Annotated in this window: 29 protein-coding genes; 8 read left to right on the top strand and 21 right to left on the bottom strand. The window is 67.1% G+C overall.

All coding sequences use genetic code 11. The features are described from left to right. Window positions 1–60: 60 nt before the first annotated feature. The 9 genes from BW990_RS09030 to BW990_RS08990 all read right to left on the bottom strand — a co-directional run bounded on the left by BW990_RS09030 (window position 61) and on the right by BW990_RS08990 (window position 8,415). Entirely contained in the window at window positions 61–1,167 is a 1,107-nt protein-coding gene (locus tag BW990_RS09030; protein WP_076447976.1) for a TFIIB-type zinc finger domain-containing protein, read from the bottom strand. Window positions 1,168–1,215: 48 nt separating this feature from the next. Beyond that, entirely contained in the window at window positions 1,216–1,803 is a 588-nt protein-coding gene (locus BW990_RS09025) for a cytochrome b/b6 domain-containing protein (RefSeq protein ID WP_200798039.1), read from the bottom strand. 115 nt (window positions 1,804–1,918) lie between these two features. Next, window positions 1,919–3,034 carry an SPFH domain-containing protein gene (locus tag BW990_RS09020; RefSeq protein ID WP_076447314.1) on the bottom strand — a complete coding sequence of 372 codons (1,116 nt, stop codon included), beginning with the start codon at window positions 3,032–3,034 and terminating at the stop codon, window positions 1,919–1,921. A 28-nt stretch (window positions 3,035–3,062) separates the two neighbouring features. Continuing rightward, a complete protein-coding gene (locus BW990_RS09015; protein ID WP_076447975.1) occupies window positions 3,063–3,980 on the bottom strand; it encodes a DUF2927 domain-containing protein in 918 nt (305 codons plus the stop codon). A gap of 74 nt (window positions 3,981–4,054) precedes the next feature. Continuing rightward, on the bottom strand, window positions 4,055–5,254 hold the full coding sequence (locus tag BW990_RS09010) for a toxic anion resistance protein (RefSeq protein ID WP_076447311.1): 1,200 nt from the start codon (window positions 5,252–5,254) through the stop codon (window positions 4,055–4,057). Between the two features lie 17 nt (window positions 5,255–5,271). After that, the gene (locus BW990_RS09005) at window positions 5,272–6,201 is read right to left on the bottom strand and encodes a 5-bromo-4-chloroindolyl phosphate hydrolysis family protein (protein WP_076447308.1); all 930 of its coding nucleotides are present in this window, start codon (window positions 6,199–6,201) and stop codon (window positions 5,272–5,274) included. 183 nt (window positions 6,202–6,384) lie between these two features. Next, window positions 6,385–7,167 (bottom strand): hypothetical protein, encoded by a 783-nt coding sequence (locus BW990_RS09000; RefSeq protein ID WP_076447305.1) that lies wholly within the window; start codon window positions 7,165–7,167, stop codon window positions 6,385–6,387. A 55-nt stretch (window positions 7,168–7,222) separates the two neighbouring features. Then, window positions 7,223–7,420, bottom strand: a complete 198-nt coding sequence (locus BW990_RS08995; RefSeq protein ID WP_143526128.1) for a hypothetical protein — start codon at window positions 7,418–7,420, stop codon at window positions 7,223–7,225. A 95-nt stretch (window positions 7,421–7,515) separates the two neighbouring features. Continuing rightward, window positions 7,516–8,415 (bottom strand): pseudouridine synthase, encoded by a 900-nt coding sequence (locus BW990_RS08990; RefSeq protein WP_076447299.1) that lies wholly within the window; start codon window positions 8,413–8,415, stop codon window positions 7,516–7,518. Between the two features lie 65 nt (window positions 8,416–8,480). Here BW990_RS08990 and BW990_RS08985 point away from each other — a divergent pair, with 65 nt between their 5' ends. Both BW990_RS08985 and BW990_RS08980 read left to right on the top strand, forming a co-directional pair. Beyond that, window positions 8,481–8,939 carry a nucleoside deaminase gene (locus tag BW990_RS08985; protein ID WP_076447296.1) on the top strand — a complete coding sequence of 153 codons (459 nt, stop codon included), beginning with the start codon at window positions 8,481–8,483 and terminating at the stop codon, window positions 8,937–8,939. Beyond that, window positions 8,936–9,532, top strand: coding sequence for a pseudouridine synthase (locus BW990_RS08980; RefSeq protein ID WP_076447293.1), 597 nt, complete (start codon window positions 8,936–8,938; stop codon window positions 9,530–9,532). Before BW990_RS08985 ends, BW990_RS08980 begins: the two co-directional genes overlap by 4 nt. A gap of 233 nt (window positions 9,533–9,765) precedes the next feature. Here BW990_RS08980 and hemF read toward each other — a convergent pair whose 3' ends face one another. From hemF to clpS, 4 genes are all read right to left on the bottom strand, one after another. After that, a complete protein-coding gene (gene hemF, locus BW990_RS08975; RefSeq protein ID WP_076447290.1) occupies window positions 9,766–10,659 on the bottom strand; it encodes an oxygen-dependent coproporphyrinogen oxidase in 894 nt (297 codons plus the stop codon). Window positions 10,660–10,725: 66 nt separating this feature from the next. After that, window positions 10,726–11,526, bottom strand: a complete 801-nt coding sequence (locus BW990_RS08970) for an SDR family NAD(P)-dependent oxidoreductase (protein ID WP_076447287.1) — start codon at window positions 11,524–11,526, stop codon at window positions 10,726–10,728. 43 nt (window positions 11,527–11,569) lie between these two features. Further along, on the bottom strand, window positions 11,570–12,562 hold the full coding sequence (locus tag BW990_RS08965) for a class I SAM-dependent methyltransferase (protein ID WP_076447284.1): 993 nt from the start codon (window positions 12,560–12,562) through the stop codon (window positions 11,570–11,572). Window positions 12,563–12,581: 19 nt separating this feature from the next. Further along, window positions 12,582–12,911 carry an ATP-dependent Clp protease adapter ClpS gene (gene clpS, locus BW990_RS08960; protein WP_083950546.1) on the bottom strand — a complete coding sequence of 110 codons (330 nt, stop codon included), beginning with the start codon at window positions 12,909–12,911 and terminating at the stop codon, window positions 12,582–12,584. Window positions 12,912–13,054: 143 nt separating this feature from the next. On the opposite strand from clpS, the gene BW990_RS08955 reads away from it, so the two are divergent. Together BW990_RS08955 and BW990_RS08950 are read left to right on the top strand one after the other, a co-directional pair. Beyond that, entirely contained in the window at window positions 13,055–13,741 is a 687-nt protein-coding gene (locus tag BW990_RS08955) for an HAD family hydrolase (protein WP_407690132.1), read from the top strand. Between the two features lie 248 nt (window positions 13,742–13,989). Next, window positions 13,990–15,600, top strand: a complete 1,611-nt coding sequence (locus tag BW990_RS08950; RefSeq protein WP_407690129.1) for a D-alanyl-D-alanine carboxypeptidase family protein — start codon at window positions 13,990–13,992, stop codon at window positions 15,598–15,600. 60 nt (window positions 15,601–15,660) lie between these two features. Here the strand turns inward: BW990_RS08950 and BW990_RS08945 are convergent, their stop codons facing one another. Further along, window positions 15,661–16,545 (bottom strand): LysR family transcriptional regulator, encoded by an 885-nt coding sequence (locus BW990_RS08945; protein WP_076447278.1) that lies wholly within the window; start codon window positions 16,543–16,545, stop codon window positions 15,661–15,663. Between the two features lie 99 nt (window positions 16,546–16,644). Between BW990_RS08945 and BW990_RS22450 the strand changes: the two genes are divergently transcribed. Both BW990_RS22450 and BW990_RS21785 read left to right on the top strand, forming a co-directional pair. Then, on the top strand, window positions 16,645–16,779 hold the full coding sequence (locus BW990_RS22450; RefSeq protein WP_268794332.1) for a hypothetical protein: 135 nt from the start codon (window positions 16,645–16,647) through the stop codon (window positions 16,777–16,779). Then, the gene (locus BW990_RS21785) at window positions 16,776–16,922 is read left to right on the top strand and encodes a hypothetical protein (RefSeq protein ID WP_159441619.1); all 147 of its coding nucleotides are present in this window, start codon (window positions 16,776–16,778) and stop codon (window positions 16,920–16,922) included. Before BW990_RS22450 ends, BW990_RS21785 begins: the two co-directional genes overlap by 4 nt. 79 nt (window positions 16,923–17,001) lie before the next feature. Here BW990_RS21785 and BW990_RS08940 read toward each other — a convergent pair whose 3' ends face one another. The 5 genes from BW990_RS08940 to BW990_RS08920 form a co-directional block, all read right to left on the bottom strand. After that, window positions 17,002–17,265 (bottom strand): hypothetical protein, encoded by a 264-nt coding sequence (locus BW990_RS08940; protein WP_076447275.1) that lies wholly within the window; start codon window positions 17,263–17,265, stop codon window positions 17,002–17,004. Between the two features lie 159 nt (window positions 17,266–17,424). Continuing rightward, window positions 17,425–19,017, bottom strand: a complete 1,593-nt coding sequence (locus BW990_RS08935) for an ABC transporter ATP-binding protein (protein WP_076447972.1) — start codon at window positions 19,015–19,017, stop codon at window positions 17,425–17,427. Between the two features lie 211 nt (window positions 19,018–19,228). After that, the gene (locus BW990_RS08930; RefSeq protein WP_076447971.1) at window positions 19,229–20,368 is read right to left on the bottom strand and encodes an ABC transporter permease; all 1,140 of its coding nucleotides are present in this window, start codon (window positions 20,366–20,368) and stop codon (window positions 19,229–19,231) included. 55 nt (window positions 20,369–20,423) lie between these two features. Next, window positions 20,424–21,506: a microcin C ABC transporter permease YejB gene (locus tag BW990_RS08925; protein ID WP_076447272.1), complete on the bottom strand. Its 1,083-nt coding sequence runs from the start codon at window positions 21,504–21,506 to the stop codon at window positions 20,424–20,426. 25 nt (window positions 21,507–21,531) lie between these two features. Further along, window positions 21,532–23,403 carry an extracellular solute-binding protein gene (locus tag BW990_RS08920; protein WP_076447270.1) on the bottom strand — a complete coding sequence of 624 codons (1,872 nt, stop codon included), beginning with the start codon at window positions 23,401–23,403 and terminating at the stop codon, window positions 21,532–21,534. Window positions 23,404–23,609: 206 nt separating this feature from the next. On the opposite strand from BW990_RS08920, the gene BW990_RS08915 reads away from it, so the two are divergent. Beyond that, complete coding sequence (locus BW990_RS08915; RefSeq protein WP_076447267.1) at window positions 23,610–23,882, top strand: hypothetical protein; 273 nt, start codon at window positions 23,610–23,612, stop codon at window positions 23,880–23,882. 40 nt (window positions 23,883–23,922) lie between these two features. Here BW990_RS08915 and BW990_RS08910 read toward each other — a convergent pair whose 3' ends face one another. After that, the gene (locus BW990_RS08910) at window positions 23,923–24,450 is read right to left on the bottom strand and encodes a c-type cytochrome (protein WP_076447266.1); all 528 of its coding nucleotides are present in this window, start codon (window positions 24,448–24,450) and stop codon (window positions 23,923–23,925) included. 120 nt (window positions 24,451–24,570) lie between these two features. Here BW990_RS08910 and BW990_RS08905 point away from each other — a divergent pair, with 120 nt between their 5' ends. Further along, window positions 24,571–25,410: a prephenate dehydratase gene (locus tag BW990_RS08905; protein ID WP_076447265.1), complete on the top strand. Its 840-nt coding sequence runs from the start codon at window positions 24,571–24,573 to the stop codon at window positions 25,408–25,410. Here the strand turns inward: BW990_RS08905 and BW990_RS08900 are convergent. Next, on the bottom strand, window positions 25,383–25,652 hold the full coding sequence (locus BW990_RS08900; protein ID WP_076447264.1) for a DUF3253 domain-containing protein: 270 nt from the start codon (window positions 25,650–25,652) through the stop codon (window positions 25,383–25,385). The two genes, BW990_RS08905 and BW990_RS08900, sit on opposite strands and share 28 nt — an antisense overlap. Window positions 25,653–25,686: the final 34 nt, after the last annotated feature.

Here is a 25,686-nt window from a genome sequence, read left to right as displayed (position 1 = left end):
CTTTTCCGTCTCGGCTGGTGTTTGCGCTAACTATCCCGGCGGGCCATGCCGGGGCAAGGCTCATTGGTTCATCGCCACGCCGTATCCCACCGCGGCGGCGACGATCAGGCCCAGAAGAACCGCGATGGCGATCTTCCACGCCGAATAGGGCCGTTCGCCCTGCACCCGCCCGGTCTGCCCGTTGACCACGAAGCGATAGGAGGTCCCGCGGAACTTGTAGGCGGCCAGCCAGACGGGCAGCAGCACATGCTTGAAGGTCACCGCGTCCACCTCCGTGTCGACCCGGTGCACCCGCTGGCGGTCGCCGCCGATATCGAACTTCACGTCGCGCAGGATCTGGCGGTCCATGATGCCGCGCGCCTCGGTGAAGCCCTGGTCGAGCTCGACGGTATAGGCCTCGGCGCGGAAGCCCGCGACGAATTCCGGCCGGTAGGGCTCCAGCGCGGACAGGTCCCAGGGCGGCAGCGCGTCGGTGTAGCGCTTGGGCAGCGAGGTGGAGGCCAGCACCAGAACGTCGTCGAAGAACCGCGCCACCCGCCCCGAGGCCGGGCGCCAGCGGATTTTCTGGACCTGCTGGGCCTGCATCTTGCCATTGCGGCGGACCATGCGGGTCTCGTAGTAGATCGTGCCGCGCTCGCCCGCATAGGCCGACTTGGTGTCCGCATCGAAGGTCCAGTAGGGCACGTAGATGCCCTGCAGGCGGCGGCCCTTACGGGCATAGTCCTTCAGGCCGTTGGGCGCGAACCACAGGCTGCCCAGCCAATCGGTCATGGCATCGCGCGCTGCGGCCTCGTCGAGGACGAAGGGCAGCACGCCGCGCGGCTTGATATGGCGGTTCTCCCCGGTATCGGCGACCACCGGCGTGGCGCAGAACGGGCATTCCGCGGCGTGCGTGTCGGGATCGAACTCCACATCCGCACCGCAGGAGGGACAATGCGAAACCCGCGTCGTCTCCATGTCCTGCAGGGGCAGCAGGTTGTTCATCGCCTGCGCGAAATCCAGCTCGCGGATGCCGCCTTCCCACGGTCCCGCCTCGGCGATGTCCTCCGTATGGCCGCAATGATCGCAGACAAGCGCTCCGGCCTCGGGGGCGAAGCGCATGTCGGAGCCGCAGTTTTCGCAGGGGAAGCGATGCGCGGTCTCTATGGTCCGGGTGTCGGGCTGCATGCTGCGCACTTTGCGCGCGGGCGCGGCGGGGTTCAACCGTCCAGAGCGTCAGAGAAAGCGATGCAGCCCCTTTGGCGCCATGATCCGGAGCGCATTGTCCCGAAGCCGCACGTGCCGCCAGGTGTGAAAGCCCGCATGCACCATCGCCACGACGCCCAGGGCGTAGAACTGGTAAGTGTGCAGCCAGCCGATGATCTTGTTGGGCAGCGGCAGGCCGAGCGGCGGCGCGATGGGCAGCACGCCCCCGGCCTTCAGCAGCACATGGCTCGTGAGGCCCAGCAGGAAGCCCGAGATCGCGACGAAGGCCATGCCCCAGATCAGCGTCTTGTGCAGGAGCCCGTGGAAGCTGCGAAGCCGCGGCGACAGCTTCGGCCCGGGCCGTCCCGCAAGCCCCCGACGGAGGTAATCCGCGCTCCAGAGCACCGCCCCCGTGACAAAGATGAGCCCGAGGATCGAGTGGAACTGGAAGGCCACCGGGCCAAGCGGCACCACGTCCCGCGGCTGCACCAGCATGAACCACACGAAGAGGGGGATCATCATCCCGTGCAACGCCTTCAACCAAGTGCGGCGGGCGGGCAGGGCGTCGTGAAGACGGTGGCGCAGCGGCGCGGGGGAGGATGGATCGGCGAGGCTCATGGCGTATACACGTCGCGCGCGGCCACGGGGTTTCAAGCCCTGCGACATCGGGTCGTGATCGGGTGCGGTCCCGGGGCGCAAAGCCCGGGCGCCCCCGGCACCCCGGAATGCGGTGTTAGACCCCCGGCGGCGGCGGGGGCGGCATGACGGTGAAGAGCTGCGCCAGCTCGGTCACGTCCTCGGCGCGCTTCCAGCCGTCCTGGCCCTGGGTCCAGACGAAGGTGTCGCGGGTCAGCCCGCCCTCGCTGGCCATTCGCCCCAGCCGCGCCCGGCTGAACGGGCCTTTCGTCGCGCCGTTCTCGGCAATGTGCCAGACATGTTCGACGGGCGGGGGCGGCGGCGCCATGGCCTGCGTCGGAGCGGCAGCCGCGGCGGGTGCCGCGCCCCAGGGGCCGACCCGGCCCGCCATCTGCATGCCGAGCCCGGCCCCCATGCCCATGCCCATGGCCGAGCCTGCGGCACCGCCGCTTTCGGCCAGGGCCTCGGCGGCGCGCCACTTCATGTGATCGTCGAGATTGCCCGCGATCCCGCGCGAGGTCCGCGCATCGAGCGCCTTTTCCACCGCCGGCGGCAGGGAGATGTTCTCTATATACATCTCGGGCATCACGAGCCCGTAGGTGGCCAGCGTCTTCGACACCTCGGCGGCGACGAGCTTGCCCAGATCGGCGGTGTTCGCCGCCATGTCGAGCACCGGGATCCCCGAGGAGGCCAGCGTGCGCGACACTTCCTGCACGATGATGTTGCGGATCTGGTAGCTGATCTCGTCGCGGGTGAACTCGCCGTCGGTGCCGACGATCTCGGTGAGGAAAAGCCCCGGATCGGTGACCTTGATCGCGTAGGTGCCGTAGGCGCGCAGACGCACGGGGCCGAACTCCGGATCGCGCAGCATCACCGGGTTCTTGGTGCCCCATTTGAGGTCGGTGAAGCGCGCGGTCGAGACGTAGTAGATCTCGGACTTGAAGGGCGACTTGAAGCCGTGATCCCAGTGCTGCAGCGAGGTCATGATCGGCATGTTGTTCGTCTCGAGCATGTAGAGCCCGGGCGGGAAGACATCCGCGAGCTGGCCCTCATGCACGAAAACGGCCGCCTGTCCTTCGCGCACCGTCAGCTTGGCGCCGTACTTGATCTCGTGGCCCTCGCGCTCGAACCGCCAGACCATGGTGTCGCGGGTGTCGTCGGTCCAGTGGATGACGTCGATGAACTGGCCGGACAGGAAATCGAAAATGGGCATCGGGGGCACTCCGTAACGGTCGAAGATGTCAATTGGGCAAGGCGCTGGCGATCTGCTCGCCCGTCAGCTCGGCGGCGATCCGGCGGACGATGGGGCGGGCCGCATCGGCGGACATGCCGGGGCGCAGCGCGGGATCGTAGAGGATTTTCAGCAAGAGCTCGTCATGGGTCGTCAGCAGCGCGAACTCGTCGTCATCGTTGAAGATCGAGGGGCGCGCCTGCGGGCTGTCATTGGCGAGACCCAAGCCCTGCGCCACCTCTTCGTGGATGCAGGATTTCATCAGAAGGCCGGGATGCTCGGCGCGGATCACCGCGATCGCCTCGCCATAGGCGTAGCCGCCCGCATCCTCCGCGAAGGCGATCACGAGGCAATGGATCGCGCGCGGCAGGTTCTCGAACACCGCCAGCGAGGCCGGGTCGATATCGGGCACCAGCGTCTTGATCCGGGGCGCGAGCGCCGCGCTGTCATCCTCGGACATGAACAGGACGTGGAAATTGGGATCGGCGTCGCTCATGGTGATCGGATGGCCGGTCACCCGTGCGAGCCGCGTGACGTAGCGGGCAAGCTCCGCCTCTTCGCGCGCGCGTTGCTCGTCACTTACCGAGGCGCCGAATTCCGCCTGCACGCGCACCGGCTGGGTCCATTTCTTGACCGGGCCGAGATCGCCCGCCGAGGCCTGCAGCCCGGCGCCGCGGCGGTATTCCTCGGCCAGCGCGATGCGTTCGAAATTCCGCGCGAGCTGGGTGTCGGTGAAGGGTGTGTCCACCCCGCCGCCATCGGTGCGCAACAGGCCCTGACCCACGAGGTCGCGTTCGACGCGGGCGAAATAGGCGGCCAGTTCGAGACTCCGCGCGGAGGGCGCGCGAGGCGCGGGCGGCGGTGGCGCGGGACGTTCGGGGCGGGCCTGCGGGGGCACGCCGGGCGGGCCCGGATCGGGCTGCAACATGGCGCAGCCCGACAGGGCGAGCGCGGCGCAGATGGCCGCGATCCCGGTTGTCCGCAAGGACCCCACCTGGCGTCTCAGCGTCCGGGGACCGCGGTTCCGGCGTTGTCGCCGGTCCGGTCGCGGCGGGCCTTGGCCGAGGCGAGCGTGTCGCGCAATTCGGCCTCCATCTTCTTCATCTCCTCCTCGGCCGCCGCGCGGCGGGCCTTGCCCTCGTCGGCGATCTGCAGGCTTTCCTGGATGGTGCCGATGAGATCCGCATTGGCCTTCTTCACGGCCTCGATGTCGAAGACGCCGCGCTCCATCTCCTCCCGGACGATCTTGTTGGACGCGCGCAGGTTCTCGGCGTTCGAGGTCAGAAGCTCGTTCGTCAGGTCATTGGCCTCGCGCACGGCTGCGGCCGCTTCGGTCGAGCGCTGGATCGTCACCGCTTGCGCCAGCTGCGTCTCCCAGAGCGGCACGGTGTTGACGAGCGTCGAGTTGATCTTGGTCACCAGCGACTTGTCGTTTTCCTGCACCAGCCGGATCGAGGGCAGGGATTGCATCGTGACCTGCCGCGTGAGCTTCAGATCGTGGACCCGGCGCTCGAGGTCGTCGCGCGCGGCGCGCAGGTCGCGCAATTCCTGCGCCTTCATCACCTGGTCGCCCTCGGGCGCGGCGGAGACCTCGGCCTCCTTGGCGGGGATGTCGGTGCCGTCGAGCTCGGCCAGCTTCGCCTCGCCGGCGGCGATGTAGAGCGCCAGCTCGTCGTAGAATTGCAGCGTCTTGTCATAGAGCATGTCGAGCGACTTGATGTCCTTCATCAGCACATGCTCGTGGCGCAGAAGCTCGTCGGTGATCCGGTCGATCTGGCCCTGCACCTCCTCGAAACGCGCGGTGAACTTGGCGAAGGGCGCGGCGCGGCCCAGAAGCTTTTCCCACCAGGACCGCTCGCGGCGCACGTCAAGCTCGGAGACCGAGAAACCGCGGATCGTGGTGACGATGCCGCGCAGGCTGTCGCCCGCCGGGCCCACATCCTTGTTGCGCACGCCCTGCAGCATGGATTGGCTGATTTCCTGCAGCTCCGCCTGCGCGCCCGACCCGAAGGAGACGATCGAATTGGTATCCGCCATGTCGATCTCGTCCATCCGGGTGCGAATCTCCTCGGCGACCGGCGCGTCTGCGCTCTCGAGGGCCACGAGCTCGTCCGCCGGTTTCGGCATGGGCAGAGTTTTCTCGCTCAATTCCTTCAGAGCCGCTTCGTCCTTGGCGGCTTCACTGCGTGTCTTGTCCGACATGACTGCGTTCCTTGTCCCTAATCATCACTGGTGCGGCCGACGGTCACGCCTTCGCGTTTCAGCCGGTCGCGCAATACGTCGATCTCGATGGTGAGATCGCTGTTGGCATCGAGCAGGAGCTTCTGCGTCTTCTGCCCGAACGAGGTTTCGAGGTCTTCGAGCAGCGCCAGGAAATCCGCCTTCGCCCGGGCATCGCGGGACCGGGCATGGATATCGGCGAAGATCTGCGCCGCATCGCGGGCGCCCATGAGGTAGACGCCCAGATACTTGCGTGCGGCCGTCAGGTCGCGGGGGTCTTCCTCGACGGTGCGGATGAGGGCGCGGGCAGTGGTCTGGAACCGCTCCACCCGGCTCTCGACCTCGCGGTCGCCCGCGCGCCGGGCCGCCGCGCCCATATCCGTGAGATATTCCTCGGCCTCGTCCACGACCCGCGCGACGCGGTCCTGCTGGAAGGCATCGACATGCTCGAGCCCCTTGCCGGCCATCGGATCGATGCCGAAGGCCGCGATGTGCAGACCACCCGCCGCCAGACCGAAGAGCCCGGCCTCGAGGATGCCACCGCCATGGGTCACCGCCGCGAGCCCGGTGCCGAGCGCGGCCAGCCCGGCGGCCAGCAGCTTGCGCGGCAGGGCGGGACGGCGGGCGATCTTGCGGCTGTTGTATTCCGCCTCGGCGATCAGGCCGCCGCGCAGCAGCCACGCGCCCGCGACCATCGCGCCCGCGCCCGCAAGCCCCGCGACCAGACCCGTCGCCCCGGCGCCAAGCGCCATGACCGCGAGGACGAGGGGAGGCAGGAACATCGCATTGGCGCGCGCGCCCACGGGATTGACCCGCGCGCCCGCATAGGCGGGCGGGGCGTCGTGGCTGTTGGTGGAGGACGGTCCCTGCGGCCGCTTGCTGTCATCGGCGCTGTCGGGGCTGTAGCGGCCGCCAAATCGCTGGGCCATGGCTCAGAGCCCCCCGATGATACCGGCGGCGACGCCAAGTTGCAGGAGGATCAGAAGAAAGAAGGCGAATTTCTGCAGGCCCGTCCCAGCCATCCGTGTCCCTTTCCCGGAAAGACACACAAGACTTAGGAAAATCCGCCCGCCGTTACCAGATGGAAAGGCAAAAGAGGGCCTTTCGGGCCCTCAGGCCGCCTTGTTCTGCCGCATCCGTTCGAGAATGAGGTCGGCATCGAAGGCGTAGGTGTCGGCATCTTGCCGGGCGCGGCGCTTTCGGGCCCGCGCCTCGAAGCCGTCGGTCAGCGCCGCGATACGGTGCGAGAAGCGCTGAGCCGCGCGGTGGCTGTCCTGTTGCCAGCCGTTCTCCAGCGCGCTCACCTCGCCATCGGCAATGCTGATGAAGGCGGTCAGGGGCTTTTCGAAACTGGCGAAGCTTTCGGGGCAGCTGACATGCGCGCGCACCAGCCGCAGGATCGCCGAGCGGACGGCCTCCATGCGCAGGGTCAGTTCGGGCTCGTCCAGCCGCGCGACCCTGTCGACCAGCGCGGTCAGCGATGCGTCCGACTCGGCAAGGCTGCGTTCCACGGCGTGGCGCGCTAGAAGGTCCGGATCGTCGAAGCCCTTGTCGCGCATCGGATCGAGGCCGAAGGCCAGCAGCGACAGGGCAAAGCCCGCGAAGCCGAAGGCCACCGGCATCGTCCAGGTCGAGAACTGGCTCGCCGCAAGCAGAAGGGCGGCGAGACCGAGGATGGCTGCGCCGCAAAGCTTGCGCGGCACGCGCGGACGCCGCGCGGTGCGGGCGACGCGATAGCGCGCCTCGATCCGCGCGCCGGAAGCGATCAGGGCAAGACCCGCCGCGATCAGGCCCAGATGGAAAACCGCGCCCAGGGCCGCGCCGAGCGATCCGGTGAACAACCAGAAGACCAGCGGCGAGGCCGCAAGAAAGAGAACCGGCAGCAGCGCCGTCATGCGACAGCCATCCAAGCGCGGCTTGTGGGGGTCAGGCAGGGTGGTCATGGCGACCTCACGCGAAACACAATCCGAAGAACATCAGCCACAAGAGCCCGAACGAGGCGTTCGAGATCGACCGGCCTTCCGTGCAGAGCCGGACGATGCCGGATTTCACCGATTGCGCGGTGTCGACCGCTACCATGCGCCAGTTGCGCAGGATCACGAGGAGGGACAGGGCGATGGCGCCGAAGGCGAGCACTGATAACAACATGCCCACGACCCTCGTCGCGAATCCGGGCGAAAACGCGGCAGCGTCCGGGAATTCCTGAGGACTCTTTATGAATGGTTAACGGCGGTGCAGGCCGATCAGCGCTTCGGCGCGGCGCGCTTTCCGCCACGGACCCGCGTCTTGCGCGCGCCCGCAGGGGCGGCAGGGCCCGGCTTTCCCGGCTGGCCCGGGCCGCCGAACTTGCCGCCGGATTTGCCTTTCCTCGGAGGTCCGGGCTTTTTGGGCGCCGGGGCCGCGGGCTCTTCCTTTTCGAGGCCGAGCTGATCGCGCAGGATCCGCGGGCGGATTTCCTCGACCGCACCAAGTTTCAGCTGGCCGAGCTGGAACGGCCCGTAGGAAATGCGGATCAGCCGGTTCACCTTGAGGCCCAGATCCTCCATCGCGCGGCGAATCTCGCGGTTCTTGCCCTCGCGCAGCCCCACCGTGACCCAGGCATTGGCGCCCTGCTGACGGTCGAGCGTCACGATCATCGGCTGGAAACGCCGGCCATCGACCTCGAGGCCCTTCCGGAGCGGCTCGAAGGTGGCGTCGGTGGGGCGGCCGTTGATCCGGACCCGGTACCGGCGCAGCCAGCCCGTCGAGGGCAGCTCCAGCCGCCGCTTGATCCCGCCGTCATTGGTCAGGAGCAGCAGGCCCTCGGAATTGAGATCGAGCCTGCCCACGGACATCACCCGCGGCATGTCCTCGGGCAGGTCGTCGAAGATCGTCGCCCGGCCCTGTTCGTCTTTCGTGGTCGTCACGAGGCCCGTGGGCTTGTGATAGAGCCAGAGCCGCGGCGGCTCGGGCGCGTCGAGCGGCCGGCCATCGACGGTGATCTTATCGGCGCTCGTGACGTTGAGCGCCGCGCGGTCGATCACCGTGCCGTTCACCGCCACGCGGCCTTCGAGGATCATGCGTTCGGCCTCGCGGCGCGAGGCGAGGCCCGCGCGGGCCAGGACTTTCGCGATGCGGTCGCCGGGAGGAGAGGTGTCGCTCATCCCTGGGCCTCTAGCGTGCCCGGCGCGGCCTGTCCATCATGGCGTGGACAGGCTAGGAGGCGGATATGAAGTTTCGCAGCCACATGCAGATCGCGCTCGAGGAGGCGCGCGCCGCCGGCGCCCGGGGCGAAGTGCCCGTGGGCGCGGTGGTGGTGGGCCCGGACGGGCGGGTGCTGGCGCGCGCGGGCAACCGCACGCGGGAGCTGCGCGACGCCACGGCGCATGCGGAAATGCTGGCGCTCGGTGCCGCGCATCGCGCGCTCGGCGCGGAACGGCTGACCGGCTGCGATCTCTACGTGACGCTCGAACCCTGCGCGATGTGCGCGGGCGCCATCGCCCATGCGCGGATTGCGCGGCTCTATTACGGCGCGTCGGACCCGAAATCGGGCGGCACGGCCCATGGCGCGCGGGTCTTCGCGCATCCGCAATGCCACCACGTCCCGGAAGTCTATGACGGGATCGGCGGCGCGGAGGCCGAAGCGCTCCTCCGCGCTTTCTTCGAAGCAAGGCGCCCCGCCCCATGAGCCCGAATCCCCGCAAAGCTCTGCGCCCCCGCCCCGCGCGTCGTCGCGTGATCCTGTTCAACAAGCCCTATGGCTGCCTGTCGCAATTCACCGACAAGGGCACCGGCGGGACGGCGGAGGGCGCGCGGGCGACGCTGTCGGATTTCATCGACATCGCCGATGTCTATCCCGCCGGGCGGCTCGACCGCGACAGCGAGGGGCTTCTGGTCCTGACCAATGACGGCAAGCTGCAGGCGCAGATCGCGAGCCCGAAATTCAAGCGCCCCAAAACCTATCTCGCGCAGGTCGAAGGCGCCCCCGCACCGGACCAGATCGCGGCGCTGGCCGCCGGCGTGACGCTGAAGGACGGGCCGACCCGGCCCGCCGAGGCGCAGCTGATCCCCGCGCCGTCGCTGTGGGAGCGCGATCCGCCGGTGCGCTACCGCAAGACCGTGCCCGATGCCTGGGTCGAGATCACCCTGACCGAGGGGCGCAACCGACAGGTCCGGCGCATGTGCGCGGCGGTCGGCCTGCCCTGTCTGCGGCTGGTGCGCTGGCGGGTCGGGGACTGGACGCTGGACGGCCTCGCACCGGGGTCCTGGCGCGAACTCTGATCTGCGGGAGCCGGGCGGAGCGGGCGGGCCGGGCGATCGGGGCATCGAGCCCCGCCCGCCCGGACGAGAGGCGCTGCCTCTCGCGCTCTCCGGAGGTATTTCCGGTCCGATCGTGGGGGGGCGCGTCGCGTTTCGTCCAAGAGGGCACGCGACGAAAAGCGCGCGCCCTCCCGGTCTTGCCTCTTTTCAAATACGCAACCGCGGCGCTTGCCGCGTGCACGCCGGCCGGGTTTTCAGACCCATTTCGCCAGGGGCGGCAGGGACATCAGCACGGCATTCGCGTCATGGCCGGTTTCCAAGCCGAACTTGGTGCCGCGGTCATAGACGAGGTTGTATTCCGCGTAGAGCCCGCGATGGACGAGCTGCGCGTCCTTGTCGGCCTCGGTGAAGTCCTGCACCCGGCGCTTTTCCACCAGCGGCAGGTAGGCGGGCAGGAAGGCGCGGCCGATATCCTGGGTCAGGCGGAAGTCTTCCTCCCAGTCGCCGGTGCAGTGATCGTCCATGAAGATGCCGCCGACGCCGCGCGCGCGCTTGCGGTGCGGCACGTAGAAATACTCGTCCGCCCAGGCCTTGAGGCGCGGGTAGAGATCCGCGCTATGCGGATCGAGATGCGCCTTCTGCTGGGCGTGGAAATGCGCCGTGTCCTCGTCGTATTCGAGGCAGGGATTGAGGTCCGAACCGCCGCCGAACCACCAGGCATGGGGCGTCCAGAACATCCGCGTATTCATGTGCACCGCCGGCACCTGCGGGTTCTGCATATGCGCAACGAGGCTGATGCCCGAGGCCCAGAAGCGCGGGTCGTCCTTCATGCCGGGGATGCCCTTGCGCGCGGCCATCGCCGCCTGCGCGCGTTCGCCGAGCGTGCCGTAGACCTCGGAGACGTTCACGCCGACCTTCTCGAAGACGCGGCCGCCGCGCAGGACGCTCATCAGCCCGCCGCCGGCATCCGTGCCGTCCTCGGAGGCGCGGGTGGTCTCGGTCACGTCGAACCGGGCCGGTGCGGCATCCGAAAAGGGGCCGGTGTCGTGGCTTTGCTCGAGGTCCTCGAATGCCGCGACGATCTCGTCGCGCAGGCTTCTGAACCAGGCCGCGGCGCGGGCGCGTTCGTCTTTCAGCTCTTCGGTCATCTGTCTCTCCCTGTCCCGGCATCGTCATGCCAAGGGCGGGGAAGGGCTGCAAGCCCCGGCGTCACCTCAATGCGCGGGTGCTGTGACCGGATCGAGCAGGGTCCGGCCGCCATCGACGGTCATGATCTGCCCGGTCAGGAATTTCGCCGAATCGGAGCACAGGAACTGCACGGCCTCGGCGAGCTCCTCGGCGGCGGCGATGCGGCCAAGCGGCGTGTGCTCCTCGATATTGCCGCGGTATTCGCGATGCTCCTTCAGCGTGTCCTTCAGGCTCGACGACATCACCGATCCGAAGGCCAGCGCGTTCACCCGGATGCGCTTCGGTGCCAGGGCCACCGCCATCGAGCGGGTCATCTGGTCGAGCGCGGCGCAGGAGACCGAGTAGCCCATCAGCTGCGGATGGGTGCGGCGCGCGGCGATGGAGGAGAGGTTCACGATGGCGCCCAGCTGGCCTTCCTCCTGATCCTTGCCCTGCTTGATCATCCGCCGCGCCACCAGCTGCGACAGGCGCAGCGCGGTCATCAGGTTCTGGTTCAGCAGCGTCTCGACCGAGTCGTCGTCCATCGACATCGGATCGGTCTCGATCATCTGGCGCGATCCGTTGACCAGGATATCGACCCGGTCGAAGGCATCGAGCGTCGCGGAAAGCAGGTTGGCCAGCGTCAGCTTCTCGCGCAGGTCGCCCGCGAAATAGCGCATGGTCTCGCTCTTGTCGCTGTCGCCGACCTCTTCTGCGAGGCGCGCCTCGTCGATATCGGCGAACATCACGTTGGCGCCCTTGGCGGCGAAATGCCGGGCGATGGCGAGGCCCACACCATTGGCGGCGCCGGTCACGATGGCGGTCTTGCCCTCGATGGAAAAGCTCATGATCCCTCGCTTCGTGCGGTTTGCGGCGCGACCCTAGCCCGCTTTACCGCGGCTTTCGAGCCGGACGTTGCGCAAACAGGACCTTGAAGCGGTTGTCCGCTGCGATCTGCTCGACACGGGAAAAGCGCGCCGCCAGCGTGTCCTCGTAGGGCAGCTGGCGGTTGGCCACGACGAAAAGCCGCCCCGTCGGTGCGAGCATCCGCGCGGCCGCGTCCAGAAAGGCCCGCCCCAGCGACGGATCGGCGGCGCGCCCGGTATGGAAGGGCGGGTTCGTCACCACCACGTCGAGCCGGGCTTCGGGCTGCCAGTCGCGCGCATCGGCCCAGTGGAACCGCGCCCGCGGATCGTCCAGATTCGCCCGGGCGCATTCGAGCGCGGCGTGATCGGCCTCGACGAGGTCGAGCGTGGTGATCCCGGGCCGGTCCAGAAGCCGGCGCGAGAGATAGCCCCAGCCCGCGCCCAGATCCGCAACCCGGCCCTTCAGATCGTCGGGCAGGTGATCCGCCAGAAGGGCGGAGGCGGGGTCGATCCCGTCGGCGGAGAAGGTGCCGGGCAGGGTCAGGAACCCGTCGCGGTTGGGCGCGGGCGCTGCATTCCGCCAATCGGTGAAATGGCCACCCGCCTCGAAGGCGAAGCATTTGCCATGGGCCTTGGACAGGTTGGCGGTGAGCGGCGCACGGGCGCGGACGGCCTTCAGCACCGCCTCGACCCCGTCCGTCTTGGCGCCGTCGATGACGACCGTGCCGTTGCCGACTGCCGCTTCGGCCTCGGCGATCAGGGCGTCGGCCTCGGCCCGGGCACGCGGCAGGGTGACGATGGCGGCGGCATAGGGCCCCGAAGGTGCCACCGCGCAGTCGAAGCCCTGCGCCTGCAACGCGGCATGGTCGGGGTAATGGCGCTGGATGACGTGGCAGCGATCACCGGGCAGGGCCGACAGGTCGCTGTCGGCGCGCGGGTTGAACAGCGCGATGCGGCCCGTTTCGGGCAGCGCAATCACGCCGCTCTCGATCGCGTGGCTGAGGCGGGAGCGGCTCATGGGCGGGACGCGGCGCGCGTCACTCCTTCTCCATGGTGCATTGCAGCGGATGCTGGTGGCGGCGGGCGAAATCCATCACCTGGCCGACCTTGGTCTCGGCGATCTCGTGGCTGAACACGCCCACGACGGCGAGGCCCTTCTTGTGCACGGTCAGCATGATCTCGAACGCCTGGGCGTGGTTCATGCCGAAGAATCGCTCAAGCACATGCACGACGAATTCCATCGGGGTGTAGTCGTCGTTCAGCAGCAGAACCTTGTAGAGCGGCGGACGCTTGGTGCGCGTCTTCGTCTCGATCACGACATTCGTGTCGCCGTCATCTCCGCCGGGCGGACGCGCGGCGAGGACCATCGGCTTGGCGCTGTTGGACAATGTCTTCATCAGGTTCGGAATGCCGTGTTCGATTGCTCGGGATCGTGTGGGCAGTATATAACCCAGCCTTCGGTTAAAAAAAGGCCCTCCCGTTGCAAGAGAGACTGAAAAACCTGCGGACGCTGCGAACGGTGGCGTTCGATGCCGACGACACGCTTTGGCACAACGAGCGCTTCTTCAAGCTGACGCAGGCGCAATTCGCCGATCTGCTGCGCGATTACGCAGCACCCGAGGCGCTGGACCAGCGCCTGATGGAGGCCGAGCGGCGCAATATCGGCCATTACGGGTTCGGCGTGAAGGGCTTCACCCTGTCGATGATCGAGACCGCGCTGGAGGTGACCGAGCACCGCGTGCCGGGCTCCGTGATCCGCGAGATCATGGAGGTGGGCCGAGAGATGCTGGCCCATCCGATCGAGCTTCTGCCGCATGTGGAGGCGACGCTGACCGCGCTCGCCGAGACGCATTTCCTCATGGTGGTGACGAAGGGCGACCTGCTGCACCAGGAGCGAAAGGTCGCGCAATCGGGTCTGGGCGAGCTCTTCGATGCGGTGGAGGTCGTCTCGGACAAGACGCCCGAGATCTACACGCGGCTCTTCGAACAGGTGCCGGGCGGCGCGCGCGGCACGATGATGGTCGGCAATTCGATGAAGTCCGATGTGCGCCCGGCGATCCTGGCGGGCGCCTGGGGGGTATTCGTGCCGCATGAGCATGCTTGGGATTTCGAATCCGCCGAGGCGCCCGATCATCCGCGCTTCGCAGAGATCGCGGACCTGTCCGAATTGCCGCCGCTCGTGGCTGGAATCGGCTGATCGGCGCGGCCACAATCCCGCCCCGCAGCCGCCACATTCCCGCCACAATCACAGCCGGTTGTGGGGCGGCCCCGGGTGTTGTCTACATCTAGCGTGGAGGTTTTTGCACATCGGTAAAAAATCAGCGATTTGAACACTTTGCCGCGCAAGCTTCATGTGCTACGCTGATCTCAATAACAGGCGCAAAGCCAATATTTACCGCTCACCCGAAAAATCGGGGAGCATTGAGGCAGAGAAGGCAGAAATCCGTGAAGGTACCGCACAGGCAGGCGGGCCGGTCAGGCCTGTATTTCATTACCGCATTTTGGTTCATCGTCATCCTGCCGCTGAGCGCGATGGCTGCGCCCTATGCGGGCATGGTGATGGATGCGCGCACCGGCAAGGTGTATTACAGCGAGAACGCCGACACCCAGCTGCATCCCGCGTCGCTGACCAAGATGATGACCCTCTACATCGCCTTCGAGGCGGTGGAGAACGGCGAGCTGAGCATGGACACGCTCGTCACGATCTCGCGCAACGCCGCGTCCGAGCCGCCGTCGAAGCTCGGCCTGCGCTCGGGGCAGAAGATCAAGCTTCGCTATCTCGTGCGGGCCGCGGCGGTGAAATCCGCCAATGACGCGGCCACCGCCATCGGCGAGGCGATCGAGGGCTCCGAGGCCGCCTTCGCGCGCCGGATGAACCGCACGGCGAAGGCGCTGGGCATGACCCGCACCAACTTCAAGAACGCCCACGGGCTGACCGAAAGCGGGCATCTGTCGACGGCCCGGGACATGACAATTCTCGGGCGGCACGTGCTTTACGATTATCCGGAATATTACAACCTCTTCAGCCGCATCCAGGCCGATGCGGGCGTGCGCACCGTCGCGCATACGAACCGGCGGCTGCTGAAAAGCTATGCCGGCGCGGATGGCATCAAGACGGGCTATACCCGTGCGGCGGGCTTCAACCTCGTGGCCTCCGCCGAGCGCGGCGGCGAGCGGGTGATCGCCACGGTCTTCGGCGGACGCTCCACCGCGACGCGCAATGCGCAGGTGGAAAAGCTGCTCGATCTGGGCTTCCGCAAGGCGCCGAGCCGCGTGGCCTTCAACGCGCCCGGCAAGCCGCCCTACATGGGCAAGGCGGGCAATGTCGTGGTCGCCCAGAACGCCGATCCGAGCCCGGGCCATCGCGCCAAGTCGATTCGCGTGGCGGCCGCCGCGGTGAAGCGCAGCCTGCGTCCGCAGGGCCGTCCCGTCGCGGAGCCCGCACCGCTTCTGGTAGCCGAAGTGGCCGATGACATCGAAACCGTGGTGACCGAGGCGGTTGCGCTGGCCATGGTTGCCTCCGACGCGGCGCCTGCCCCCGCGGAGGCGGTGACCGCGATGCCCGAGATCGCATCGCTGGCCGGTGCGGCCTTGGCTTCCACCGCCGAAGAGGTCGCGGAAGAAGCCGCACCCGCCGTCGTGGAGGCCGAAACAACGGTCGTTGCCGCCGCGGCGCAGGCGCCCAAGGTCTCGCTCGCGCCGAAGCCGCGGCCGCAAGGCGTCGTCCTCGCCGCTCTCGACACCTCCGATGCGGTCACGCCCGCGCCCGCCGCGGCGCCGCAGCCGCGCGAGGTGGTCAGCCGCATCTCCACTTCCGGCGGGCGGCATTGGGGCATCAACGTGGGCACCTATCCCAGCCGCTATTCCGCCGAGCGCATGCTCCTGAAGACGGCGCTGCAGGAGATGGCGACGCTCGACGGCAGCCTCCGCAAGGTCATCAACCGCGGCAACGGGTTCGACGCGAACTTCATGGGGCTGACGCAGGAAAGCGCCGCGATCGCCTGTCAGCGCCTCGCCGCGCGGCAGGTGGATTGCACCCCCATCGGTCCCAGCTGATCGCAGCCTTGGGCGGCCCCTGGGGCCGGTCGGATAACGATCATCAGCGCGCCGGGTCTCTCACAGGCCCGGCGCGTTTTCCTTTGCCTCCCACCGGATCCAGCGGATGAAGGCCTTGAGCGCAGGCCGCTGCACGCCGGGCAGGGTGACGAGGTGATAGCCCGCATCGGGGCGTTCCTCGAACAACAGGCGCAGGCGCCCGGATTCGAGGTCTTCGGCCACCGCCATGCGTGTCGACACGGCGATGCCCTGTCCGTTCCGCGCGCCGTCCAGCATCAGGTTGCCGGGCGCCACGATGCCCTTGATCCGGCCGCCCCGCACGCCGTGCTTGGCCAGCCATTCCGACGCCTCCGTGGTGCCCAGCTCCTGGATCCACGGAAAGCGCGTCAGCTCGCTCAGCTCCGGCAGCGGTCCGTGCCCCACCAGCGATGGCGCGGCGACCACCGCGATGGGCGAGCGCACAAGCTCTTCCGATTCGAGGCCGGGCCAGCCGCCTTCGCCGTAGCGGATCGCCACGTCGATCCCACCGGGCTGCAGCTGCGAGAGCGCGGCGGTGGGCGCGATCATGACGTCGATATCGGGATGCAGCGCGCTGAAATGCGCGAGCCGCGGCATCAGCCAGATCGCGGCGAAACTCGGCGAGGTGGTCACGTGCAAGGGCCGGTCTTCCTCGGCGCCGGTCAGCGCCTCGATGGTCCGGGCGATGGTGCCGAAACCCTCGTTCAGCGCCTGCGACAGCTCGTGGCCCTCATAGGTCAGCGACAGCGCGCGCCCGCTGCGATCCAGAAGGCTGAGGCCCAGATGCGCCTCGAGGCTGCGCAGCTGCTGGCTGATCGCTGCATGGCTGACATTGAGCGCGCGTCCGGCAGCCGCGACCGAGCCCGTCTCGGTATAGGCCGCGAAGGCGCGCAGTGCCGAGAGCGGGGGCATGGCCGACCAGTCCATGTGTAACTCCAGCTTACATCGAGTGATTTTTCATGGCTCGCATATTCCCGCAATACACACAATATGGAGGGTACACGCTGGATAGAAGGAAGCCCGGTCATGTTGAATGTCATTGCACAAAGCCTGCGCGTCGCCACAGGCAACACCGCCGCCGGTCAGGCCCGGACCATTCGTGCGGAACCCGTCGCCCACGAGAAGGTGCGCTTCCAGGCGCCGAAGGATTGGCGGAAATGATCGACCCGATCCTGACCTATATCGAGCAGCGCCTCGCGCGCGATCTCGACGCCGCGCAAACGCTCAGAAGCGGTGGGCTCGAGCGGTCCATGCGCAGGGAAAAGCGCGTCGCGGCCCGGCCCCGCTTCCGCGCGGCGCGGTAACGCGACACTCACAGACAGAAGGGCGCATCCGAGGGTGCGCCCTTTCGCCGTTTAAGCAGCGTGCGCACGCGTCGCGGGATCAGATCAGCCGGCGCGCGTCGACCGGCATGACGCAGGCGCAAAGGGCCGGGTCACTGGGATGCCCGGCTTCCAGGCGATGATCCGACGGCGCGCCCGGTATACCGGTTCGGGCGCGCATCCCGGCCACCTGTCCGGCGGTCACGGCGCGCTTCATGTCCTCGGTCCAGGCCGCTGAATGCATCTTCGCGGCACTCAGTCCTGACACCGCCATCTCCGTCCCGCGATCCGCGAAGGCAGCGCTGACGACGGAAAGCCCGACCACGGCGGCACATAAACGATAACTCACTGCACGATCCTCGACGTTTCTTGTTTATAGGGCGAGGGATACGCCGAAATCGGTGCCGAATTGGGACGGCTCGCGGACCGTTCCAAGAAATCTTGGCCGCGGCGCCGCCACATTTCGCGAACAATCTGGCGAAACCTACCCGATTGGTTCGAGGGCGGCGGCAATCAGGGTCCGGGTATACTCGGTCTGCGGACGGTCGAAGATCGCATCCGTGGGCCCGCTTTCCACCACGTCGCCCTGCTTCATCACGATCACCTTGTGGCTCATCGCGCGGACGACCTTCAGGTCGTGGCTGATGAAGAGATAGGCCAGGTCGTATTTCCGCTGCAGGTCGCGCAAAAGGTTCACGATCTGCACCTGCACGGTCATGTCGAGCGCCGATGTGGGCTCGTCCAGCACCAGGAGCCGGGGGCGCAGCACCATGGCGCGCGCGATGGCGATGCGCTGGCGCTGCCCGCCGGAAAACTCGTGCGGGTAGCGGTGCATCGTGGCCGGATCGAGCCCGACCTCGACCATCACCTCGGCCACGAGTTCGCGGTGTTCGCGGCCATCGGGCGCGCCATGCACGCCCAGGCCTTCGGCGATGATCTGCTCGCAGGTCATGCGCGGGCTGAGCGAGCCATAGGGGTCCTGAAAGACGATCTGCATCTCCGCGCGCAGGCGGCGCAGCTCCTTCGTGGACCATTTGCGCACATCGGCGCCGCGATAGGTGATCCCGCCCTCGGAGCCGATGAGCCGCATGATCGCCAGCGCCAGCGTGGTCTTGCCGGAGCCAGATTCGCCGACGATCCCCACCGTCTCGCCCGCGCGGACCGAGATGGAGGCGTCGTTCACGGCCTTCACGTAACCCACGGTGCGTTTCAGCAGGCCCTTCTGGATCGGGAACCAGATCTTGAGGTTGTCGGTGCGCGCGATCTCCTCGGCATCGTCCGAGACGGGATCGGGCGTGCCGGTCGATTCCGCCGACAGCAGCATCTTGGTGTAGGGATGCTGCGGATTGGCGAAGATCTCGCGCGTGGGGCCGGTCTCGACGATCTCGCCCGCCTTCATCACGCAGACCCGGTCGGCGATGCGCCGCACGATGCCGAGGTCGTGGGTGATGAACAGAAGGCTCATGCCTTCTTCGCGCTTGAGCTCCGCCAGAAGTTCGAGGATCTGCGCCTGGATCGTCACGTCGAGCGCGGTTGTGGGCTCGTCGGCGATCAGCAGGTCCGGCCCGTTGGCCAGCGCCATGGCGATCATCACGCGCTGGCGTTGCCCGCCCGACAGCTGGTGCGGATAGGCGCCGAGGCGGCTTTCGGGATCGCGAATGCCGACGCGGTGCAGCAGTTCGAGGATGCGCGCGCGGGCGGCTTCGCCCACAAGGCCCTGATGCAGGGCGAGGCTTTCCGACAGCTGCTTTTCCAGCGTATGCAGCGGATTGAGCGAGGTCATCGGTTCCTGGAAGATGAACGAGATGTCGTTGCCGCGCACCTTGCGCAGCAGCGCGTCATCGGCGCCGATCATCTCCTGTCCGTCATAGGTGACCGAGCCCGTGACCTCCGCCGAGGGGCCCAGAAGCTGCACCGTGGAGAGCGCCGAGACGGATTTGCCGGAGCCCGATTCGCCCACCAGCGCCACGGTCTCGCCCTTGTCGATATGGAAGGACACGCCGTTCACCGCGCGGGTGAGCGCGCCGTCCTGGCGGAAGGCGACGGAGAGGTCGCGGACATCGAGAACGCGGGTCATGATGTGCAAGGTCTCCACTGGTCCGCCCGGCTCTGCCGGGCCGCGCCGGCCTGCCGCCCGGCAGGCGCCATCAACGGTCGAAAATGTGCATGCCGCTTGCGCCGTCGTTCATGCGAAGTGCGGTTTGCATCGCTGCGCTTTGGCGCCCGCCCGGGCAGGCGCGGCCCGGCGACACCGGCTCTGCGCGTCAAGGGCCCTGCGCTTTGTGCCCTCACGAAAACGTCTTCCTCGGATCGAAGGCATCGCGCACGCCCTCGAAGATGAACACCAGAAGCGACAGCATCACCGCGAAGACGGTAAAGGCGGTGAAGCCCAGCCACGGCGCCTGCAGGTTCTGCTTGGCCTGCAGCGTCAGCTCACCCAGCGACGGCGCCGAGGAGGGCAGGCCGAACCCCAGGAAGTCGAGGCCCGCCAGCGTGGAAATCGTGCCGGTGACGATGAAGGGCAGCATTGTCACGGTCGCGACCATCGCGTTGGGCAGCATGTGGCGGAACATGATTTTGCCATTGGACACGCCGAGCGCCTTTGCCGCGCGCACATATTCGAGGTTCCGCGCGCGCAGGAATTCCGCGCGGACAACGCCCACCAGCGCCACCCAGCCGAAGAGCACCGTGAGGCCCACGAGCAGCCAGAAACTTCGCCCGAGGATCGCGAAGAGGATGATGATGATGTAAAGCGACGGCGTCGCCGACCAGATCTCGATGATGCGCTGGAAGATCAGGTCGATCCAGCCGCCGAAATAGCCCTGCACCGCGCCCGCGACGATGCCGATGATCGACGAGGCCACGGTCACGATCAGCGTGAACAGGATCGACAGGCGGAAGCCGTGGATCACGCGCGCGGCGACGTCGCGCTTGGTGTCGTCGGTGCCGAGCCAGTTCTCGCCGTTGGGCGGCAGCGGTGCCGCGCCGGGGCGGTCGACGGGCGTGTCGTAGCTGTAGGGAATGGGCGGCCAGAGCAGCCAGCCCTTCTGAAAATCCGCATCCTCGATCGTGCCCGCGCGCGCTTGTTCGATGAGCTCGTCGGGAAAATCGAAGCAGTCGATCAGCCCGCCCGTCTCGATGAGGCAGCGCACTTCGGGGTCGCGATAGGCGGCCTCGGTGCGGAAATCGCCGCCGAAATCGGTCTCCGCGTAGAACGAGAAGATCGGCATGCGCAACTCGCCGCGATAGCTCACGAGGATCGGCTTGTCGTTGGCGATGAACTCCGCAAAGAGCGACAGGCCGAAGAGGATCCCGAAGATCCACAGCGACCACAGCGCGCGGCGGTTTTTCTTGAAATTGTTCCAGCGCCGCCGGTTCAGGGGCGACAGCGCGAAGCGCCCGCGCGGCGGCTCGGGCGCGACGGGCATGCCGGGCATCGGCTCGGGTGTGACGTTGTTGGGCTGGGGATCGGCGACCATCGGCTCAGCCCTCCCGCTTCTCGAAATCGATCCGCGGATCGACCAGCACGTACATCAGGTCCGACAGGATGCCGACGACAAGGCCGATGAGGCCGAAGATGAAGAGCGTGCCGAAAATGACCGGGTAGTCCCGCGCCACCGCCGCCTCGAAGCCGAGCCGCCCGAGCCCGTCGAGCGAGAAGATCGTCTCGATGATGAGGCTGCCCGAGAAGAACACCCCGATGAACACCGCCGGGAAACCGGCGATCACGATCAGCATCGCGTTGCGGAAGACATGGCCGTAAAGCACCCGTTTCTCCGGCAGGCCCTTGGCCCGTGCGGTGATGACGTATTGCTTCTTGATCTCGTCGAGGAAGGAATTCTTGGTCAGCAGCGTCAGCGTCGCGAAGGCCGCGATGGTCGAGGCCAGCACCGGCAGCGCGATGTGCCAGAAGTAATCCAGCACCTTGCCGATCAGCGAAAGGTCTTCCCAATTGTCCGAGGTCAGACCCCTGAGCGGGAAAATCTGGAAATAGGAGCCACCCGCGAACAGCACCAGGAGCAGGATGGCGAAGAGAAAGCCCGGGATCGCATAGGCCACGATGATCGCCGCCGATGTCCAGGTATCGAAGCTCGTCCCGTCCCGCACGGCCTTGCGGATGCCCAGGGGGATCGAGACCAGATAGGCGATCACCGTCGACCAGAGCCCGAGCGAGATCGACACCGGCATCTTCTCGATCACGAGGTCGATGACCGAGATGGACCGGAAATAGCTCTCGCCGAAATCGAGCCGCATGTAATCCCACAGCATCGAGAAGAACCGCTCCACGGGTGGCTTGTCGAAGCCGAACTCGCGCTCCAGCTCGGCGATGAATTCCGGCGGCAAGCCGCGCGCGCCGGCATATTCCTCGGAGCCGCCGCCGCCGCCGCCGGCCTCGTCGCCGCCGCCCGCAAAGCCCTGGAAGACGTCGCCTTCGCCTTGCGCGCGGGCGATGATCTGCTCGATCGGGCCGCCCGGCACGAACTGAACCAGCGCGAAGTTGATGATCATGATGCCCAGAAGCGTGGGAATGATCAGCAACAGCCGCCTGAGGATATACGCGCCCATAAATGCCCCGTGTTATCGTTATGGATCAGAGCTTGCCTGCCGCCCGAAGCGCTTCGGCCTTTTCCTCCGAATACCACCAGATGCCCAGCTCGCCCATGCCGTATCGCGGCGGGTTGTCGTCATAGGGCCGCTCGAACACGTCGTAATAGGCGATGTTGTGCGTGGGGTTGTACCATTGCGGCACCCAGATGTGCAGCGACCGCAGCACCCGGTCGAGGGCGCGGACCGCGACGGTCAGCTCCTCGCGGGTTTCGGCCTTGGCAATGGTCTCGATCAGCCCGTCGACGGCCGCGTTCTGCAGGCCGGCCACGTTGTTCGAGCCTTCCACATTCGCCGTCTCCGAGCCGAAGATGCCGCGCAGCTCGTCGCCGGGCGTCGAGGACATGGCGAAGCGCTGGGTGACGATGTCGTAATCGAAGGTCTTTTCGCGCTCCTGCGCTTCGGCGCTGTCGACCCGGGTGGCGTCGGCCTCGATGCCGAGCCGTTTGAGGTTGTCGATCATCGGGTTGATGATGCGGTCGAAGGAGGGGCTGTCGTTCAGCACCGAGATCTGCAGCCGCTGGCCATCCTTGTAGCGGAAGCCGTCATCGCCCACTTCCCAGCCGGCCTCTTCCAGCAGACTGCCCGCGCGGCGCAGCGCCCGGCGGTCAGCCAGATCGGCGGCCGAGGAGACAGCGGGCGTGAACGCCTCTTCCTCGAAGACCGTGGCGGGCAGCACGTCGCGATAGGGCTCCAGCAATTCCAACTCGGAGCCTTCGGCCATGCCCGCTGCCTGCAGCGTCTCGGAGTTTTCCCAGAAACTGTCGGTGCGCGAATAGAGCCCGTAGAACAGCGACTCGTTGGACCATTCGAAGTTGAACGCCATGCCGATCGCCTCGCGCACGCGCGGGTCCTGAAACTTGTCGCGGCGCAGGTTGAACCAGAAGCCCTGCGTGCCCGAGGGGCGGCCATCGGGCAGCTGTTCCACGACCACCGTGCCGTCCTCGACGGCGGGGAAATTGTAGGAGGTCGCCCAGATCTTCGACTGGAACTCCTCGCGGAAAAGGTAGGCGCCGCCCTTGAAGGCCTCGAAGGCGGTCGTGTAATCGGCGAAATACTCGATCTTGATCTCGTCGAAATTGCTCTGGCCGATATTCACCGGCAGATCGCGGCCCCAGTAATCCTCGCGGCGCTCATAGGTGACCGACCGGCCCGCATCGACGGACTTCAGCGTGTATTGCCCGGACCCCATCGGCGGCTCGAGGCTCGATTCGCCGAAATCGCGGCCTTCGTAATAGGCGCGGGACAGGATGGGCAGACCCGCCGCCGACATCAGCAATTCGCGCGTCGGACCGTCGGGGTTGAAGGTGAACTTGACCCGGTGGGTATCCAGCGCCTCGACGGTCTCGAAATCCTTCAGCGCGATGCGGTAGGACGGGCGCCCCTCGGTCACGAGGATGTCGTAGGAAAAGACCACGTCATCGGCGGTGACCGGCGTGCCGTCCCGGAACATGGCCTCGGGGCGCATGTTGAAGATCGCCCATTCGCGGCTTTCGGGATATTCGACACTTTCCGCGACCAGCCCGTACATCGCGTCGGGCTCGTCGAGATTGCCGGTCATCAGCGTGTCGTAGAAGATCGAGGACAGCGCGGCGGGATTGCCCTTGAGCGTGTAGGGCGTGAGGCTGTCGAAGGTCCCGAACGCCCATGTGGAGAAGGTGCCGCCCTTGGGCGCGTCCGGGTTGACGTAGTCCCAATGTTCGAAATCGGGGCCGTATTTCAGCTCTCCGAAGGACGAGATGCCATGCGATGTCACCACCGTCTCGTGGCTTTCCGCGTGTGCCAGGTTGGCGGCGGCCAATGCGAGCCCGAGGGCGATCAGGCAGGCAAGGGCCCGCAGGGGTCCGGTGCGGTCCATCCGGCGCGCCTTGGCGCGGGCAGCGGGACGCGGGGGGTGCGGGCGAAGGGGCGACGTCATCAGCTTCTCCAGACTGCATCGAATGAAAGTTAGGCTAGTTGCCGGGGCAGGCCACATTCAAGTTGCTTATGCGTGAACGGCCTGTAATCGCGCTGTATGCTGGCACGGTGCGCCTCGGCGCGCGGCATCAAGGCAGGAGAAGCGCCATGGCGCATGTGAACACGGTCCTGCGGTCGGTGAATGCACCGGGCGCGACGCTTTGCGTCGATCTGTTCCGCCGACCTGACGGCAGTTTCGGCTTCGAGGAGTTTCGCCGCGATCCCGAGGACGTACGCGGCTGGTATGCGGTCGGCCACTACAGCGGCGCGGTCTTCCCGTCGCAGGTGGCGGCTTGGGACGCGGCGCAGGCCCAAGTGGCCTGGCTGGCCGAAATCATCGCAGAGAGACCAGATCCCGAAAAGACAAAGGGCGCGGAATGATCCACGCCCTTTCCAGAAGCCTCACGTCCAAGGCGGTGTCTTATTCGTCCGTCGCATCGAGGAAGGCGATCAGGTTCACGCGATCCTCGGGGTCCTTCAGACCGGAATAGCCCATCGACGTGCCGGGCGCCCAGCCGCGCGGGTTTTCGAGGAAGTTGTAGAGGTTCTCGGGGGTCCAGACATCCGCCGCTTCGGACAGGGCGCCGGAATAGGCGCTGTAGCCTTCCGCGGCACCGATCTCGCGGCCCACGACGCCGTAGAGGTAGGGGCCGACCGCGTTGGCGCCCTGGTCCAGCTGGTGACAGGCGCGGCACTGCGACCAGACGCGCTCACCCGCGCCGGCATCGGCCGATTCCATCAGCGTGGCGAAGTCGACTTCTTCTTCCTCTTCCGCGGGCTCTGCCTCGGCCACCTCGATCACGTAACCGGTCGCGCGCTCTTCCCCTTCGGAATGGCCTTTGCCGCCGACGTGGTAGATGCTTTCAGCGGCCCATCCGCCGAGGAGGTACACAAGGAAAGCGCCGCAGAAACCACCAATGATCTTGGTGAAGGTCATCGTGTCAAACATGGGTGCCCATCCGTCGTCATATGCAAGTTGAGCGGGTATCTATTGGTTCCCATTGCCGGAGGCAAGGTATACTGACCGCGACGAAACGCCATAATTCGTCGAAAACGACCGGAGCCGCGCATGGCCGACAAGAACCGCATCGCCTTTCAGGGAGAACCGGGCGCCTATTCGCATCAGGCCTGCGTCGAGGCGCGGCCCGATCACGAGGCCTTGCCCTGCCGCACCTTCGAGGACGCGATCGAGGCGGTGCGCGGCGGCGCGGCGCAGCTGGCGATGCTGCCGGTGGAAAACTCGACCTACGGGCGGGTCGCGGACATCCATTCGCTGCTGCCGAAATCCGGGTTGCACATCATCGACGAGGCCTTCGTGCGGGTGCATATCAACCTGCTGGCGGTGCCGGGCACGCGGCTCGAGGAGATCGAGGAGGCGCAAAGCCATACCGTGCTTCTGGGTCAGTGCCGCAACTTCCTGCAGAAACACGGGATCCACCGGATCACCGGTGCGGATACCGCGGGCTCCGCCCGCGCGGTCTCCGAGGCGGGGAACCCCGCCCGCGCCGCCCTCGCCGGGGAACTGGCCGCCGAGATCTACGGCCTCGACGTTCTGGCGCGCCATATCGAGGACGAGGGCAACAACACCACCCGCTTTCTGGTGATGTCGCCCGAGACCGATTTCAGCCGCCGGGGCGATCACGGCATGCTCACCACCTTCGTGTTCCAGACCCGCAACATTCCCGCCGCGCTCTACAAGGCGATGGGTGGTTTCGCGACCAACGGCGTGAACATGACCAAGCTCGAAAGCTACATGGTCGGCGGTTCTTTCGAGGCCTCGCAATTCTACGCCGATATCGAAGGGCATCCCGACGACCCCGCCGTCGCCCGGGCCTTCGACGAACTGGCCTTCTTCACCGAGGAACTGACCATCCTCGGCACCTATCCGCGCGATCCGCGCCGCCCCTGATCCGCCTCCGGCGCAAGGCGCAGCCGGATCGGCCCGCGCGCGCCTTGGGGATCGACGGGAACGCCCCGTTGCGTCGCCACGAGCGGCAGGCGCGCCACCAGCGCCCGGATGCGCGGCATGAGCGGGCGCCACTCGGCGCTCAGGCCGCGCGCCGCCTCGGAGGGGCAGAAGCTCCGCTCCGGCCCGCGCTGTCGCGCCAGCCGCATCAGGGCATCCGATATCTGGTCATCACTCGGGGTCATGGGGCGAAGGTAGCGGGCGAACCCGCATTGTCCG

It is taken from the genome of Roseivivax lentus, assembly GCF_900156805.1.
In the GTDB taxonomy this organism is placed as follows: Bacteria; Pseudomonadota; Alphaproteobacteria; order Rhodobacterales; family Rhodobacteraceae; genus Roseivivax; species Roseivivax lentus.
Note: the sequence above shows the minus strand (reverse complement) of the source record. Positions and strands in the feature narration are given on the sequence as shown.